Annotated in this window: 13 protein-coding genes; 6 read left to right on the top strand and 7 right to left on the bottom strand. The window is 50.5% G+C overall.

Features of this window, described 5'->3' with window-relative positions; all coding sequences use genetic code 11:
- Positions 1 to 58: 58 nt before the first annotated feature.
- Both ACN0YH_RS26380 and gltX read right to left on the bottom strand, forming a co-directional pair.
- Positions 59 to 1,771, bottom strand: a complete 1,713-nt coding sequence (locus tag ACN0YH_RS26380) for a glutamine--tRNA ligase/YqeY domain fusion protein (protein ID WP_417382595.1) — start codon at positions 1,769 to 1,771, stop codon at positions 59 to 61.
- Positions 1,772 to 1,843: 72 nt separating this feature from the next.
- Positions 1,844 to 3,517, bottom strand: coding sequence for a glutamate--tRNA ligase (gltX, locus tag ACN0YH_RS26375; RefSeq protein ID WP_417382594.1), 1,674 nt, complete (start codon positions 3,515 to 3,517; stop codon positions 1,844 to 1,846).
- 128 nt (positions 3,518 to 3,645) lie between these two features.
- Between gltX and ACN0YH_RS26370 the strand changes: the two genes are divergently transcribed.
- Positions 3,646 to 4,311, top strand: coding sequence for a hypothetical protein (locus ACN0YH_RS26370; protein ID WP_417382593.1), 666 nt, complete (start codon positions 3,646 to 3,648; stop codon positions 4,309 to 4,311).
- Between the two features lie 25 nt (positions 4,312 to 4,336).
- Here ACN0YH_RS26370 and ACN0YH_RS26365 read toward each other — a convergent pair whose 3' ends face one another.
- A complete protein-coding gene (locus ACN0YH_RS26365; RefSeq protein WP_417382592.1) occupies positions 4,337 to 4,714 on the bottom strand; it encodes a DNA polymerase ligase N-terminal domain-containing protein in 378 nt (125 codons plus the stop codon).
- On the bottom strand, positions 4,711 to 5,844 hold the full coding sequence (locus ACN0YH_RS26360) for a glycosyltransferase family 4 protein (RefSeq protein WP_417382591.1): 1,134 nt from the start codon (positions 5,842 to 5,844) through the stop codon (positions 4,711 to 4,713). Before ACN0YH_RS26360 ends, ACN0YH_RS26365 begins: the two co-directional genes overlap by 4 nt.
- Before the next feature lie 269 nt (positions 5,845 to 6,113).
- On the opposite strand from ACN0YH_RS26360, the gene ACN0YH_RS26355 reads away from it, so the two are divergent.
- Positions 6,114 to 7,142, top strand: coding sequence for an exonuclease/endonuclease/phosphatase family protein (locus ACN0YH_RS26355; RefSeq protein WP_417382590.1), 1,029 nt, complete (start codon positions 6,114 to 6,116; stop codon positions 7,140 to 7,142).
- 7 nt (positions 7,143 to 7,149) lie between these two features.
- Here ACN0YH_RS26355 and ACN0YH_RS26350 read toward each other — a convergent pair whose 3' ends face one another.
- The gene (locus ACN0YH_RS26350) at positions 7,150 to 8,322 is read right to left on the bottom strand and encodes a metallophosphoesterase (RefSeq protein ID WP_417382589.1); all 1,173 of its coding nucleotides are present in this window, start codon (positions 8,320 to 8,322) and stop codon (positions 7,150 to 7,152) included.
- 219 nt (positions 8,323 to 8,541) lie between these two features.
- Here ACN0YH_RS26350 and ACN0YH_RS26345 point away from each other — a divergent pair, with 219 nt between their 5' ends.
- The 3 genes from ACN0YH_RS26345 (at position 8,542) to ACN0YH_RS26335 (ending at position 12,255) form a co-directional block, all read left to right on the top strand.
- Positions 8,542 to 10,371, top strand: coding sequence for a UbiD family decarboxylase (locus ACN0YH_RS26345; protein WP_417382588.1), 1,830 nt, complete (start codon positions 8,542 to 8,544; stop codon positions 10,369 to 10,371).
- Positions 10,372 to 10,616: 245 nt separating this feature from the next.
- Positions 10,617 to 11,294 carry a hypothetical protein gene (locus ACN0YH_RS26340; protein WP_417382587.1) on the top strand — a complete coding sequence of 226 codons (678 nt, stop codon included), beginning with the start codon at positions 10,617 to 10,619 and terminating at the stop codon, positions 11,292 to 11,294.
- A 28-nt stretch (positions 11,295 to 11,322) separates the two neighbouring features.
- Positions 11,323 to 12,255, top strand: coding sequence for an alpha/beta hydrolase (locus ACN0YH_RS26335; protein WP_417382586.1), 933 nt, complete (start codon positions 11,323 to 11,325; stop codon positions 12,253 to 12,255).
- 29 nt (positions 12,256 to 12,284) lie between these two features.
- Here ACN0YH_RS26335 and ACN0YH_RS26330 read toward each other — a convergent pair whose 3' ends face one another.
- Together ACN0YH_RS26330 and sppA are read right to left on the bottom strand one after the other, a co-directional pair.
- Positions 12,285 to 13,115, bottom strand: a complete 831-nt coding sequence (locus ACN0YH_RS26330) for a tetratricopeptide repeat protein (RefSeq protein WP_417382585.1) — start codon at positions 13,113 to 13,115, stop codon at positions 12,285 to 12,287.
- 43 nt (positions 13,116 to 13,158) lie between these two features.
- Positions 13,159 to 14,190, bottom strand: a complete 1,032-nt coding sequence (gene sppA, locus ACN0YH_RS26325) for a signal peptide peptidase SppA (RefSeq protein ID WP_417382584.1) — start codon at positions 14,188 to 14,190, stop codon at positions 13,159 to 13,161.
- A 574-nt stretch (positions 14,191 to 14,764) separates the two neighbouring features.
- Between sppA and ACN0YH_RS26320 the strand changes: the two genes are divergently transcribed.
- Positions 14,765 to 16,558, top strand: a complete 1,794-nt coding sequence (locus ACN0YH_RS26320; protein ID WP_417382583.1) for a hypothetical protein — start codon at positions 14,765 to 14,767, stop codon at positions 16,556 to 16,558.
- Positions 16,559 to 16,871: the final 313 nt, after the last annotated feature.

The following is a 16,871-nucleotide window of genomic DNA, read 5'->3' as shown; positions in this document are numbered from 1 at the left end:
GAAGTGCATGGGCTCACTCGTCGAACCTCAGTTCGACGAGTGTTTTTTTTGCGCCGTCCTATTTGCCTTTCGGCTGGTTTTGCTGCTGTTTTTCCAGTCGGGCCCAGGTATCACGCAAAGTCACCGTACGGTTAAAAACCGGCTTTCCGGGAGTGGATTCGCGAGTATCAACGCAGAAGTAGCCCAGTCTTTCAAACTGGAACCGACTTCCCGGCTCAGCTTCTTTCAGACTGGGTTCTAATTTGCACCCACTCAAGACCTGCAGCGAATGGGGATTCAGATTGGTTTTGTAATCGACGTCCTCGGGAACATCATCCGGATCAGGTGTGCTAAACAGGTGATCGTACAGTCTGACTTCTGCATCCAGTGCGTGCGCTGCTGAAACCCAGTGCAGAGTTGCTTTGACTTTGCGACCATCGGGAGCATCTCCCCCCCTCGTTTCCGGATCATACGTGCAATGCAGTTCAACGACTTCTCCATTTTCGTCTTTGACTACATCGACACACGTCACGAAGTAGGCATACCGCAGTCGAACTTCCTTGCCGGGCGACAAACGGAAGAACTTCTTCGGAGGATCTTCCATGAAGTCTTCTTTTTCGATGTAAATCACCTTGGAGAATGGCACCTTACGAGTTCCCGCTGATTCGTCATTGGGATTATTGACGGCATCAAGTTCTTCTGCTGTGTCTTCAGGATAATTGTCGATCACCACGCGAAGCGGATTCAGGACTCCCATCACACGGGGGGCAGTCTGATTTAAGTGATCGCGGATGCAGTTCTCCAGGACTACTTTATCTGTCATCGAGTTAAATTTAGTAACACCGATGGTTTTACAGAATGCCCGCAGTGACTCGGGAGTCACTCCACGCCGCCGCATCCCGCAAATCGTGGGCATACGAGGATCATCCCAGCCGGAAACAAAATCACCTTTTACGAGTTCCAGTAGTTTGCGTTTGCTCATCACGGTATAAGTCATGTTGAGCCGCGCAAATTCGATCTGCTGAGGATGAAAGATTTCCAGTTCTTCCAGAATCCAGTCGTAGAGCGGACGATGATCTTCAAACTCCAGCGTACAGATGGAATGGGTCACCTTTTCAATCGAATCGGAAATACAATGCGTGTAATCGTACATGGGATAAATGCACCATTTATCTCCCGTCCGGTGGTGGTGCACATGTCTGACGCGATAGATAACAGGATCACGCATGTGGAAATTCGGAGAGGCCAGATCAATCTTCGCTCTCAGAACGTATTCCCCTTCTTTGAATTCGCCATTCTTCATGCGTTCGAACAGATCCAGGTTTTCTTCGACAGAACGTGATCTTCCCGGACTGGGTTTACCAGGTTCGGTCGCGGTTCCCCGGTACTCGCGCATCTTGTCTGCAGGCAGATCACAGGCGTAGGCTTTCCCCTTTTTGATCAGTGTCACGGCGTGTTCAAATAGTTGATCAAAATAATCGGAGGCAAAATATTCCCGATCTTCCCAGTCGAAGCCGAGCCAGCGTACGTCCTCTTTGATGGAGTCAACGTATTCGACATCTTCTTTCTCAGGATTCGTATCGTCGAACCGCAAGTTACAAAGCCCTCCCGGATTTTCATTGGCGATCCCAAAGTTCAGACAGATCGACTTGGCATGGCCGATGTGCAGATATCCGTTGGGCTCAGGGGGGAAACGTGTCATCACACGGCCATCATGTTTGCCCGTGCGGTTATCTTCCTGAATGATCGTACGAATGAAATCGGTTGACGTTTTTTCTTCGGGAGTTGACATCCCTTACTCCTTAATGGAATTTCTCAATGTCAGGCCACGCCTGTTTGGTATTTTCAGTTTGGATCAGGCGTTCTAAGCCTGACTGATTGCCCGATCGATCCGCCTGACACAACTCTCTTTTCCCAGAATCGACAGGCAATCAAACATCCCGATCCCGTTTCCTTTGCCGCTGACAGCAACTCTGAGGGCATGAATGATCTGCCCCATACCAATTCCTTCGGCTTCCACAAAATCATGCAGTAACTGATCGAGGGCTGTCGCAGAGAAATCATCCGCCTGAGTCAGCTGATCCTTAAATTTTTCCAACAGAGCGACTGCATTTTCAGGTTTCTGGATCCGCTTTTTAAAGGCTTTGTCATCGTATTCCAGTTGATCGTCGGCTACAAAAAATTCGTCGAACTCCAGAATATCGCTGGCGACTTTCAACCGGTCTTCCATGCCGACAATCACGCGACTGATTCGCTCTTTGGTTTCGGGCTGACTGGCATCTGCCACCAGACCCGCTTTCTCCAGAAACGGGCTGCAAAGTGCCATCTTTTCCTCCAGAGAGAGCTGGTTCATCCAATGTGACTGAAAGTTGAGCAATTTATCAGGGTCAAGGCCTGCAGCAGCTTTGACAATCCGGTCGAGAGTAAAGTTCTCGACAATCGTATCCAATGACATAAATTCTGTCTTATCATCCAATGACCAGCCCAGTCGGGCCAGAGAATTGAGGATAGCTTCGGGCAGGTAGCCGATCTTTTCGTAATATTCGACCATGACCGGATCGAGGCCGCCGGCGTTCTCCAGGCCAATCCGCGGGAAGACGGCTTCCGCCTTATCGAACATTTTCTTGAACTGCGGGCTTTTACGATATTTATCCAGCTTTCGCTTGCTCAGTTTTTCTTTTCCACCTGGCGCTGCTACAAACGGAATGTGTGCGAATTGAGGTAGTTCATATCCCAGCGCCTGATAAATCAGTACCTGTACCGGAGTATTGGAAAGATGCTCTTCTGCTCGAATGACATGCGAAATCTGCATCTGGGCATCATCGATGACTGTCGCCAGGTTGTACAGCGGCGTTCCATTCCCGCGGAGGATCACCGGATCAGGCATCAGTCCGGCATCGAATTCCACGTGGCCCCGCACGGCATCATCAATCTGAATTTTCTGATCTCGGGGGACCAGCAAACGAACTACCGACGGACGCCCTTCCGCTGCATATTGTTCCTGTTCGCTCTCAGTCAGTTCCAGGGAGCGACGAATATTCAGGTAGTTTTTCTTTTCCTGACTTGCTGCTTCGCGATCGGCTTGAATCTGCTCGGGGGTATCATAATCCCGGTACGCTTTCCCGGATGCCAGCAACTGGTCTACCGCGGCCCGATACAGTTCATTTCGTTCGGACTGAAAATAGGGTCCATGTTCGCCGCCGACCTCAGGACCTTCATCCCAGTCGAGCCCCAGCCATTTGAAGGCCTGCAGAATGGGACCCAGTGCCTCAGACAGGTTACGTTCCTGGTCAGTATCATCAATCCGAAGAATAAACTGCCCCCCATTGTGCCTTGCCCAGAGCCAGTTGAAGAGCGCGGTCCGCATGCCTCCAATGTGCATATAGCCTGTGGGACTGGGGGCAAAACGCGTTCGAACAGTACTCATAAATAGACTCTTATCATTCGCAGGGAAAGCGATCAGGGTGTAAGCAAGTCGTGGAAAACACTCCGGGTAGCCAAGCGTCTCACGGTAGATACGATTCAGACGACTGATCATAAAAGACCACCACCCATCCGACAAGTATATTTAGAGATACAACTTAGTGCATTTTCACGTTTTCTGAGCTTTCTCCGGCCACTGGTACCGGTCTTGACGCTTTCCACGACGCCACCTAGCATTCCTGCATGAAACGTTTCCTGCTGTTCTTTTTATTAGTGCTGCTACTCCTGGGGGGGATGACCGGGGGGCTGTATTGGTCCTCTGCTCAGGTCCCTGATTTTTATCAGGAAGCGCTGCAGGAACAGGCAGTACCGGAAGTGCGGCAGGAGGAAGCCAAGGAGTTTGTCCAGCGTTCCATGCAGGTTGTGAACGATGTTCGCAATCAAGAGCCCCTCTGGTCACAGGAGTTCAGCGAACAGCAGGTCAATGCCTGGCTGGCTGAAGAACTCCATCAGAAATATAACGAATGGGTTCCCGATGGTGTGACCGACCCGCGCATCCGGTTTGAAAAGAATCAGGTCGAACTGGGCTTTCATCTGACTCTATCTAAATGGTCGGGTATCATCAGTCTCAGATTCAAACCCTGGTTGATGAAAGAGAATCGTCTGGTACTGGAACTGGAACAGGCGCGTGCCGGTCTGCTGCCTATTCCTCTAGACGAAACCCTGACCGATCTAATCCGAATGGCACGCAAAGAAGGCTGGTTCATCGAGTGGGGACAGATGAATGGGAATGACGCCTTGATCGTCTATCTGGATCGTCGCAAACCGGAACTGCCCGAGCTGACAGCTTTATCCGTGGACACCGGCCTCTTTCGGATCGCAGGTAAATCCGAATCAGACTCACAGTAAGGCCCTGTGTGGTAACCGTTCGTGATCAGAAAAAAGGCGTGTAGTTCAGGTCCCACTGGTTTTCCTGATCGGTCTTCTTCAACGTAACACGTCCGGCAAGTTCTTCACCAGTCAGCAACGCCACGTATAAACCTTCTTTTTTTTCCAGGAGCGTGAACGATCCCCGGTCCCAACGCGTCACGGTGCCCCGCTCTCCACTCACAGGTCCTTCATACTCCAGGTAAACCAGCCGATGGTCGGGCAGCGACTCGGCAGTTAGATCCAGTGACGTTTCATCGGAAGCAGGATCGATCTCGGGCGGTACCGGAAGTCTCCAGGTCTTGAGAACCCCATCCTCTTCCAACATTAAATCCCAGTGCACTTGGGGATGGTCGTGGTGGAGTATTACATACTGTTGCATCATATTTTACTTTCGGAAATGGCCTGATCGATCAGTTGCTCCCAATGCAGAAAGTATTCCTCAACAGAAAAACGTTCTGTTACCTGCAGCGCCTCAACAGCCAGGCGATGTCGAAGTGCTGCATCCCCCATCAGGCGTTTTAACTCCTGCGCAAGTCCTGAATTGTTACCCGCAGGAACCAACAGACCATCCAATTCTGGTCGAATGATCTCAGCCGGCCCACTCTCGCAATCAAAACTCACACATGCCAGACCACGGGACATCGCCTGCAGCAGTGCATTAGGAAAACCTTCATACCGGGAAGGCAATACGAAGATGGCTCCCTGGTCCAGCTGCAACTCCGGTTCGGACGTCCAGCCCGCTAACTCAACCTGTTCCTGCAATCCCAGTTTGCGGATTTGCTCCTGAAGTGACTCACGCAAAGAACCTTCTCCCAGAATTCGCAACTGCCACTCCGGAAACTCTGCTGCGATGGTAGCGAATGCATCCAGGAGACGATCAAAACCTTTCTCGTAGGAGAGACGCCCCAAACCAAGAATGATTTTTGAAGGAGTTCGTGCTGCAAGCATTTCGGGCGAAACAGCAGGGACTTCCCCAGAACGGGCTATTGGCACCGCATTCGGAATCACTTCGATGTGAGTCGATTTCAACCACTGTCTGCAGAAATCAGCCACTCCCTGAGTTTGAACAACCAGGGCACTTGCACGCGGATAAGTTCGTTTTCGCAGGAACGACCAGAGCCTGCCGATCGAATGATGGCGCGGGTCTGAGCGTTCTGAGATGATGACAGGACAGCGCATCTTTCCGGTCGCCAACAGCGTCAATACATTCATCCGGTCCGTCAGACTGATCACAATATCTGGATTTGAACGGGCAATCGCTGCCTGCAGATAATTAATTCTCAACCTGTTATTGGAGATGGCCTGGAACAGATTTTCCGAATCCTGCATGAGATCCAGTGCGATTCGGTGTACGCTTTCCTCCAGCGAAAAGGTATCGGCTTCCGCGGAATCCAGAGTGATCAGGGTCACTTCATGCGTCTGTTTTGCCCAATGATTCGCCATCATCGCTGCAACTCCCTCGGCACCGCCCAGGCTGAGAGAAGGAACTACAATGGTCAAACGACGCGACAAGGTCTGCAACCCTATTATGTAAACTATTGTTATTCTAAGAGATACAGCGTAACACATAAACGGCATCTCAAACTAAAAACAAGCCTACCGCATCAGAGAACCCACAGCAAGCGGAGGCAATTCTTCCTGCTGATCCGATTGAAAATTGCTCTACGCGCTGATTCTGAAATCTGCTAGATTATGCCCCTCTCAACTCTCAACCCTTCCTGACTTCTCCCCTCCCTGATTCTCTCGATACTCCCGTCATACGCATTACCACGGATGGTACTATGGCTGAAAAACCCAAAAAGAAAACGTCTCTCGTCAAATCTTGGAAATTGCGCGGACTGACGCTGCTGCTCATCGGCTTGATGGGTGGAGGTATGTTCCATTTCGGCGTCAAACCGAAACAGGTCACGCGCTGGGTCACCGATATCATCTCATCGACGGTCTCCCCGTCGACTCCCTCGGACTGGGATGCAACTGAGATTGATCTGCCCCGCTCGGATGAAACCATTCGTATCGCCACTTTTAACATTCAGGTTTTCGGTCAGAGCAAGATGCAGAAACCGGAAGTCCCCCAGATCCTGGCCCGTATCATTCAGCAGTTTGATGTGGTCGCAATCCAGGAAATCCGTGCGTTAGATCAATCGTTTCTGGATGACTTTCTGAAGATTCTCAATGCCGGAGAGCAGCAGTACGGCTGTCTGGTCGGGCCACGCCAGGGTCGCACGGCCAGCAAGGAACAGTACGCTTACTTCTATAATACAGCCCGTATCACCGTCAACGAAAAATGGACTTACACGGTCATTGATAAATACGACAAATTACATCGTCCGCCTTATGTTGCTCATTTCCAGACACTCAGCCCCTCCAGCGGCAATCCTTTTACATTTTCTCTGATCAATATCCATACCGATCCGGATGAAACGGACCAGGAACTGAATGTTCTGGACGACGTTTACCGGGTCGTCGCCAATGATGGCAGCCAGGAAGATGACGTCATTCTGCTGGGTGACCTGAATGTCGACGATCAACACCTGGGTGAACTGGGGCAGGTTTCGGACATCATGTGGACCGTTTCGAAAACACCTACCAACACCAGAAAATCAAAACAGTACGATAACATTCTATTCAGTCGTCGTCGTTCTCAGGAATTTACAGGCCGGACGGGCGTTTATGATTTTCGGACCCGCTTCAAACTTTCAGAGAAAGAAGCACTCACGGTTTCTGATCATCTCCCGATCTGGGCAGAATTTCATATTTCCGAAAACGGGTCGGTCCGGCAGGCATCCGCTGCACAGCCTGTACAGCGCTGAACTCGGATTATCTGCCCGTCCGCAGTGTTAACAGACTGAATTCCGGTCGACACCGCCATCTCAGAGGATGAATCGCTGATATCCCTCTGCTGACATGCATCAACGTCGATTTCCGGTAGAATGTACCGCTGGTATAGCGGGTCCCATGCAAACTGGGAGCTAAGATCGGCCCGATCAAAGGCAGTCTGATCTGTCCGCCATGTGTATGTCCGGCAAGTACCAGATCATATCCCTGTTTACAGGACCAGAAGAAGTTATCTGGTGTGTGGCTGACAAGCAGCAGGAAATCCGCTGATTCATCTCCCTCCTGGGCAGGTAACTCAGGATGCTGCCCCATCCACGGGACTTCCGTTCCTGCCAGCAACATCGAATGACCGGCGTGTTCCAGTCGCAATGTGAGCGAAGAAATATCAATCCATCCCAGGCGAGTCAGCGACGTTCGTATCTGCTCACTCAGTTGATTCCAGTCATGATTCCCCAGGATAAAATATCGTCCCAGAGGAGCCTGCAGCTGTCCCAGCGTTTCGTCCAGCCAGTCCAGACAATGCATCTCATCGACGAGATCACCTGAGAAAATGATCAGATCTGGCTGGGATTCCTGAGCAATCCGACACAGTTCACGAAAATAGTCCCGCGTCAGCGTTCCCGAGAAATGCAGGTCGCTCAAATGCAGGATCGTCAGCCCGTCCCACGCTGCCGGCAGTCGATCGATCACAAAAGTTTTACGAGTAAATTCGACACTGAAGATTTCATTCAAGGGCAGACCAGCGAGAAAGTGATAGGGTCCGTCTCCGATCAGTGTCTGCCCCAGCCGCTCACGAACGTTTATGATTTCTGAATGGCTCTCTGTTTGCTGTCGGGGGGCACGGTAGAACAGATGTCTAAAACCCGAAATAAGTAATCCGATAAAACCGAGAGTACAAATCAGAAACACTGGCTTCCACCAGAAGGAAAGCTGACTCCACTCGCCACCGCGCAACACACCGGGAGAGTTCAGGCCCACCATCACAAACAGAAATAGCGGAAATGCCAGAATCATGAAGTAAGTCACGTGCCTTGTTTTTTTGAGCAAAGGCTCGTGAACCGGGAGAGCATGTGTACGGTTAATAAATGTGATCCAGAGCTCTGCATGACCAATCGATAACATGATCAAAATCAAGCCATTGATCCAAACTTCCATGAAACTGATTTCTAAAAGAGCTGCTGAACGAGAAGAAAAGTGAATGAGCGTTATGCGGCGCATCATAGAGAATGAAAGCGGGAATGAAAATAGAAACCAGACATCGGAGTGGTACCAGATTCATCGTAACGTGCTATAATTCTCCCGCAAGCGTTACGCTTCAGCCGGCAAATCTCAACTGATCAACTATGAATTTTAGATTAATGGAACCGTGCCCCGATGGGATACCGTGGATTGCGTGCATGTGTGAACGACCTGGAACAAACAGGCCAGTTAATTCGAATCGAGCAGGAAATCGATGCGAATCTCGAAGCGGCAGAAATCCAGCGTCGCGTCTACCAGGCGGGTGGACCGGCAGTCTACTTCGCCAATGTGAAAGACTGCCGTTTTCCCATGGTCAGCAATCTGTTTGGCACCATGGAACGCACGCGTTTTATTTTTCGAGATGCCCTGCAGGCCGTCAACCATCTGGTCGAACTCAAAGTCGATCCCTCCCAGTTCTGGAAACATCCCTTCCGATATAAAAGTGTCCCCTTTTCCCTGCTCCACATGCTGCCCCGCGCACGCCGGACCGGGCCTGTGATGGAGAACCAGATTCGTATCAGCGATCTGCCTCAACTCAAAAGCTGGCCTGATGACGGCGGCCCCTTTGTCACGCTGCCGCAGGTTTATACAGAATCCCCCAAACGGGGCGGACTGATGAATTCCAACCTGGGAATGTATCGTATTCAACTGGGGGGAAACGATTATCAATCCGACCAGCAGCTCGGCATGCACTATCAGATTCATCGCAGTATCGGCGTGCATCATGCGGAAGCGATTGAAAAAGGTGAGCCGCTCAAAGTCAACATTTTTGTCGGCGGAAGTCCTGCCATGACGCTTTCAGCCGTGATGCCTTTGCCGGAGGGGCTTTCCGAACTGACCTTCGCCGGTGCATTAAGCAAACGCGCCATCAGAATGGTGAAGAACAAAAACGGTCTGCCGATTTATGCAGACGCCGACTTCTGTATTACCGGCTGGATCGATCCTGAGAATCTCTTACCGGAAGGCCCCTTCGGTGATCACCTGGGTTACTATAGCCTGGCACATCCGTTTCCGGTGATGAATGTGGAAGCCGTCTATCATCGCAACGATGCCATCTGGCCTTTCACCGTTGTCGGCAGACCTCCACAGGAAGACACCGCCTTTGGTGCCATTATTCATGAAATTACCGGTCCCGCAATTCCTGCGGTCATTCCCGGCGTACACCAGGTCAATGCCGTCGATGCGGCAGGCGTGCATCCACTGCTCCTGGCGATTGGCAGCGAACGCTATACACCCTACGATCAGGAGCGAAAGCCTCAGGAAATTCTGACGAACGCCAATGCGATTCTCGGACAGGGGCAATTAAGCCTGGCGAAGTACCTGATGATCGTGGCCCGGGAAGATCGTCCCGACCTGGATGCAGAAGAAATTGAGCATTTTCTGTCTCATCTGCTCGAACGGATTGACTGGAAGCGCGATCTGCATTTTCAGACCTGCACGACCATCGACACCCTGGATTATTCAGGAACCGGATTCAACTCCGGCTCAAAAGTCGTCATGGCGGCGGCCGGTCCTGTGAAACGAAAACTACTGACAGAGATTCCAGCAGACTGTTCTCTGCCCGATGGTTTCTCACATCCCCGACTTTGTCTACCAGGAATCGTAGCTGTCAAAGCGCCCGCTTACCAGGACCAGAATCAGGACCTGCGCCGATTCTCAGCAGAACTACCTTCCAGCCACTCCCTGAATCAGTTCCCGCTGATTGTGCTCGTCGATGACAGTGAATTTGCCGCTGCCAGCCTCAACAATTTTTTATGGACGGTCTTCACACGTTCCAATCCCGCCAGCGACATTGATGGCATCGACGCTTTTACCGAAAACAAGCATTGGGGCTGTCGTGGTGCCCTGGTCATCGACGCCCGAATCAAACCCTGGCACGCCCCTCCATTAATTGAAAACCCGGAGATCACCCGCCGTGTCGATCAGCTGGGCGCCCCTGGCGGCCCGCTGCATGGAATCATTTAGCCAGAAATTCGGATCGGAATTCCGACTGCAAAGACTCCCCTTGATTTTCAGACAAGTAGAAGCTGTTATGAATTAACATGTTTCTCTTAGACACACTGTGCCGCCCTGGATACAATCATTTCTATCCTTGATTCAATCTCAAGGACGAGATTTTTAAACTAATCTACAATTCACAAAGCATTGCTTTCACACACAGCTGCCCTTTAATCCAGCGTACTTCCTGGTAAGCGAATGGAGACCTGTCCATGAACCGTCGAATCTTTCTAAGCCTGATCTGTTGTATGCTCTCTTTTTCTGCCGCGTACGCTGAGGATGAAACGACAGATAAGAAAGAATTTACTCCGGTAGATCTTTCCGGATATTTCACACAAACAATGCAGAAGAAATTAGCCGAGTACGACAATCCAAGCCTGCCCCCCGGCACATATAATTTTGGCGATGTCGAGTTTGAGCTCGGCACAGGAATTATTCAGCTTGGCAGTCTCAAGAAACAAGAATGCCCTGATAAGGTCCTCAAAATTGAAGTCAATCACAAATTATCAGAGTTGTATATCATTCAGGGTACCGCTTTCGGAGGGGGCCCCAGTCTGCCAGGCTCAAAGACTCATGTTCAAGATGGGACCCGGGTGGGAGAATATGTAATCCACTACGACGACAAAAGCAAAACAGAAATCCCCATTGTCTACGGTGAAGATGTACGCGACTGGTGGTTCCGCAAAGATGAAAAAGCACCATCAGGCAGCAAGGTCGTCTGGGAAAATGATAACAAGTCCGCAGGGCGATATGACTGTCGCGTGCGTCTTTATATGACGACCTGGAAAAATCCCCACCCGGACAAGAAGGTAGTCAGCATCGATTATATCGGCCGCAAAACGGAAACCGTTGCGGCTCCCTTCTGTGCCGCCATGAGCTATGTTAAATAAAGCGTCCCTCAGAATACGAGACTCTATCATGCAACTTCAGCGCTTTCAGCTTAAATCAATCCTCGCCGTTACGATCGCGATCACAATTCTGTTGCTTCACAGTTCTGCGTCAGCACAAAAGCCGAAGAAAAAGCAGAAACCGTTTCAATGGGTGAATGAACTCAAGCTGAAAATTCCGGGAGTGCAACATGCGACATTTCACAGCCCTTCCATGAATGTTGACGTCGGTTACTGCATCTATCTGCCACCCCAGTACAACGCTGCAGGAAATGAGCAGAAACGTTTTCCGGTAGTCTACTATCTGCACGGCGGTCGACCTGGCAGCGAAACCAAAAGTGTTCGTCTGGCGCAGCAGATGCATGAGCATATTTCTAATGGTGAAGTGGCGCCGATGATCTATGTTTTCGTTAACGGCGGCCCCGTCAGTCACTACAATATGGCCGACCAAAAAAATGCGATGGGAGAAGACATCTTTGTGAAAGAGTTGATTCCCCACATTGACGCCACTTATCGCACTATCGCGGATCGTAAAGGCCGAGGCATTGAAGGATTTTCACAGGGAGGTCGAGGCACAACCAGAATCATGTTCAAACATCCGCAGCTCTTCTGTTCTGCAGCCCCCGGTGGTGCCGGTCATTCGACCGAAAAACGAATCTCGGAAGAGAACGGCCAGGAAAGGCCGGGCCTGGTATTTGCGAAAGGTGACAACACCTACGACCTGGCACGGAAGTACGCCCGGCAACCGGAACCGGAGCTGCCGATCCTGATTCATGTTGGCACTAAAGGCTTCAATTATCAGAACAATCTTGCGTATATGGATTATCTGAAATCACTGAAGATTCCATTCGAGAAACTTATCGTCCCCGGTGTCCCGCACAGCGCAGTGAAGATCTACGAAAAAGATGGCTTGAAAATCATGCAGTTCCATGCAAAGAATTTTCATAAATCCAGTCAACCGTGATGGAAGAAAGAGGAAACATTCGATTCGCGCTATGCTTTCGGGAGTTTTTTCAGCAGCCGTTTCGCTTTACTTTTCCAGCGAACGAACTTGCGTGCGATTCCACGAGGACTGCCATTGATGTCCAGCAGCATCGACTGCAGTGTCTTCCGGGCCGTCGGGTGGTCTCCTGCTTCTGCTTCCAGAGACGCCAGCAGATACAACGCCTCCGGTTGCCGCCACCGCTGCGTATGAGTCATTAATTGCTCTCGTGCCTTTTCTGGCGTATCCAGTTCGCAGAGTGTTTTACAATACATCAGCGAAACATCACCAAACTTATATTCCGGATCAATGGCGAGTACTTTCCGGCAAAACAATTGTGCTTCCTGAAAATCTTTGAACTTCATCTTCATTTGCGCTGCGCCCCACAGCGCCTGCAGGTTATCGGGCTCTTTAGCCAATGCCTGCTGGTAGGCGGCCAGACTTTTCTGAAAAACGCCGGCATCTTTCAATGCATCACCCCAGCGCACAAACTGGTAAGCATTGCCGATCTGCATCGCTGCGGTTTCCAGTTCGTTTAATCGACGCTGGCGCAGCAGAGGTCTGGCAAATTCCGGCAGCTGAAACTGGTTCGTAGGCAGCCAGCGGATGAAGAAATAGATCAGCGCCCCGAATGGCTGAAAGACCAGGATCACCCAGAACCATAAAAATCGGTCTGGATCCTTCCTGAGACAATCGACGAGCATCCAGATCCAGAACAGCAGATACAGAAAAGTAACTCCGCTCTCCAGCAATGACCAGAGTAGTGAAGGTCCCTGGTACAAAGTCGGGTCATTCAGGAGCGGATCCTGGTTAACAGGAATGGATTCTTGTTGTGCAAACATAGAAGCTTGATTTCTGAAATATCTTTGTGGACTCAGACACAGACTACTGTAACCCGGGCAGATCCCCCAGCCAGGAAGAAAAATACATGGCGCGGGGGACCGTGGAATCCAGCAGCGCCTGCTTTCGATTCTCCACCTGACTGGCTTCTGCTGAGCCTAGCAGTATATCAGCCAGTGTAGCAGGATGTCTGTATCTTATCACACGCGCTTTTTTGAGTTTTGTGATTTCCTGTAATCGGGCCAGCGCATCTTCCTGGTAACCGATTTCATCAATCAAACCGTTCTCTTTGGCGTCGGTTGCCGGATAAATCTGCCCTGTGGCCAGTTTCTTAACCTGTTCATAATCAAGATCTTTACGGTTGTCCGTGATGATGTTCAAAAATCGCTGATACGATTCATCCAGGATATGGTCCCAGATATCCCGTTCCCGTTGGGACATCTCTCGAAAAGGATTGAGAGCATCCTTAAACTCCCCCGTTTTCAAAGGATCAGAAACCACACCCACTTTCTCTGCCAGACCACTCATGTCAAAGCGGGGAATAATTACGCCCAGTGAACCGGTCCAGGTGGTTGGCTCTGCAAAGATCACTCCTTCTTCACCGGCTGCCATGGCAACATAATAGCCACCGGAAGCAGCCATCCGTTTCATCGAAACCACGATGGGTTTCGTTTTACGTAGTTCGACCAGGCGATGATAAATCTGATGACTGTCTGCAACCAGGCCGCCGGGACTGTCGATTTCCAGCAGAATTCCTCTGACCCGATCGTCTTTATGCGCTGCTTTGATCGATTCCAGAATCCGTTCGGTAAAAGGAGGCATGATCGTACCCGAAATCGAAATGATCGCGATCTTGTCTAACGCAAACTGATCGCCGGTCTCAAACTGCTCTGTGGGACCACCTCCCACTGTGAAGTACTCCTGATACCAGGCATAAAACCCCAGATTCAACAGCACGGATACCACCAACAACAACACCAGACCGCGAGTAAACCAGCGTCTTGCCTGTGGTGCTGAAGGACGGTTTTCACTCGCTTTTTCACCGGACTTCTCTGGTACTGCCTGTTGTTCTTGCATCGTTGTAACTCCTTTTAATTCCGCCGTTTCGAATCCAGAAACCGCTACCACACTTCAATAACTTGTTGAACGAACTGCCTGATGAACCATTCGCCCATCAATGTAAAGATAGCAAATTTGCAGCCGATGGCGACCCTGCGGCGAGATTGTCGATAAAAACGGTCATTCGGGTCGCTACAAAGATCCCGCCAGATTCTAGTTCTACAATCGACATAGGCATCAAAACCGGAGCAGATTAACGACGATAGAATTCCCAGCAGGGCTAGTCTGCATGATTGTGTCGATTATGTGGAACCAACCAATTGAAAGCAATATCCCGATTAATGAAGTCTCGTCGATTCGAGAAATCATTCACTCGGCAACTTTTTTGAGTACTGTTGTGAAACCACTTTTCCACAGAACTCAAGGCTCAGGAACCAGGAGATTTCAGGAGATGAAAGCAGGAACTCGCTTCTCCGCTCGCGTTATCTTATTTAGCGCAATTTCTGGCTTAGTGCTTACGAATTTGAATTATCTTTCTGCGGAGGACACTTCCGTTGAATTCAATTCAAAACCACGTTCAAGTACCAAGACAGTGCGGAACCCGCAAAGTACATTGAAGAATGCCATTCAACGTGAAATGCATTCAGCACGTCGCAATCCTACTCTGCCACGTGTCCGTTTTCCTCAGACAGAACAACAGCCAGCCCAGATACAGCAGGCCGGTTTCACTCTGAATCCGAAAGCACTCTTTCAGAAAAAGAGCAGCGAACCGGAACAGAAACGCCAGGTGATTGTAAAAGGTGGCGCTCAATCGACAGACCCTCAGTACAAAACTGCGGTTCCTCTGTCCGAAGCAAAACCGGGACAGAGTGAAATTCAACGGCAGTTGGAAGCATTATACCGCCGCGATGGCCGGCAGATGCCTCCCATGTCAATGCAGGCACTCCCTAAAACAGCTGGCAATGCCGGTAGCGGACGGGGTACTGTTAACACCAATCCCGCTGCCCGGCAGACTCCTGCAGCCACAGCCAAGGCCACTCCTGTTCCTCAGCAGGCAGCACCACAAAACGTAATCGTTGCACCACAGCAAAACGTGGCACAAGAATCGGAAAACAAGAAAAAATGGTACGAAATGTTCCTGCCATCCAAAACCAGGAAAACTCCGAAACGGCTGCCTAAGTCAAATCAGATTGCCAAAAAAGCACCCGTCGAAACTCCGGTAACGGAATCAGCAGAACAACCCGTTACACCAGCGTTTCCTCCTGCTCCTGCACCAGAGACCCAACCGTTGGTAGCCGGGCCAGAACAACCAACTGCCACTCCCGAGTCCGTCGTCAAAACCATGACGCCCGCTGTGGGAGAACTGGATGAAGATGAGCTCGAAGAACTCCGGGAAGAAGCAGAAGAACGACTGGAAGACCAGAGAATCGCTGCCGAAAAACGGGCGAAAGAAGCGGCTGCGGAAATGCCCGTGATCGTCGAAAAATCGACAGAACCTGAAGCGGCAAAAGTGGCCGTCAATCCGGAAGACGAATTCAAAGACCTGTTTCCGGAAATGTCTGAAGAAGAAGCCGACGGCTTGAAAAAACCCAAAGTGGATGAAAAAGCGGCCAGCACTCCCTTCAGTGGCCTGGCTCTGGAAGAAAATGGTCTGAAGAAAACCGCTGAAAAACCAGCCGAACCTGAAACACCAGCCCAGGAGAAAACTCCCCAGGTTGCTCAGGAAAAACCGGCGAAAGAATTCAATCCATTCGAACCGCAGCCAGCTGTCAAAAAGGTGGCAACGGAAGAGAATCCGTTTGCAGTACCCGTCGAAAAAGTGGCAGAGAAAACAGAAATGCCTGCCGAGAAACTCGCGGAGACTGAAAAACCGGCTGAACAACCCAGCGAGAAAATTGTAGAAAAAACAGTCGAAAAACCACTGGAAGACAACCCCTTCCAGGCTCAACCCGAACAGAAACTGGACACCCCGGCTCCTGCACCGCAAAAACAGGTTGCCGCAAGTGAGCACGAAAGTTCGATTGAGAAGAAACTGGCTCTGATTGCCAGCCGGGGAAATATCAAAGGGCTGAAAGGCTTCTGCCCGGTCGCTCTGCGAGACAATCGACTGCTGGTCGACGCCCGACCGGAATTCAGTTCTTCCTACAAATCGATGAACTATCAGTTTGCCTCACTGGAAAACAAATTGAAATTTGACCGCGAGCCAGCGAAATACGCACCGGCTGCCGGCGGAAGTGATATCGTCACGCTGGTTGATCAACAGGATGACAAAGAAGGTACCCTGGACTTCGCCTCCTGGTACAAAGGTCGCCTGTATCTGTTCAGCAGCAAATCGACGATGAACGTATTCATGAAAACTCCAGCCCTCTACGTTGGTGTTGAATAAAAAGTGAGCTTTGTTCCTGCTGCTCCTGGTAAGCTCCCGATGATCTTTATGATGATCGGGAGCTTTCTTTGATTAATCCCCCTGCCTCTCCTGCCGGCCTCACAAAATCAGACACTCAACCACTGAAAAGATTCGACTTGACTCCCCCCTGCCCTCCACCAGAATAAGCGCCTAACTGAGTCGCGCGCGTGACCAGTTTACAGTGCACTGAAACACAAGCCACTTGTTCCAGATCTTCACTAAAAACAAGCCTGTTTTTTCCAGATAATCAGTTGGCAGAACAGCACCAGTTCTTAATGTATGCCTGCGGGTC

Source organism: Gimesia sp., from assembly GCF_048262075.1.
Taxonomy (GTDB): domain Bacteria; phylum Planctomycetota; class Planctomycetia; order Planctomycetales; family Planctomycetaceae; genus Gimesia.
The sequence above is the reverse complement of the archived record's forward strand: the minus strand, read 5'-3'. Positions and strand labels throughout refer to the sequence as shown.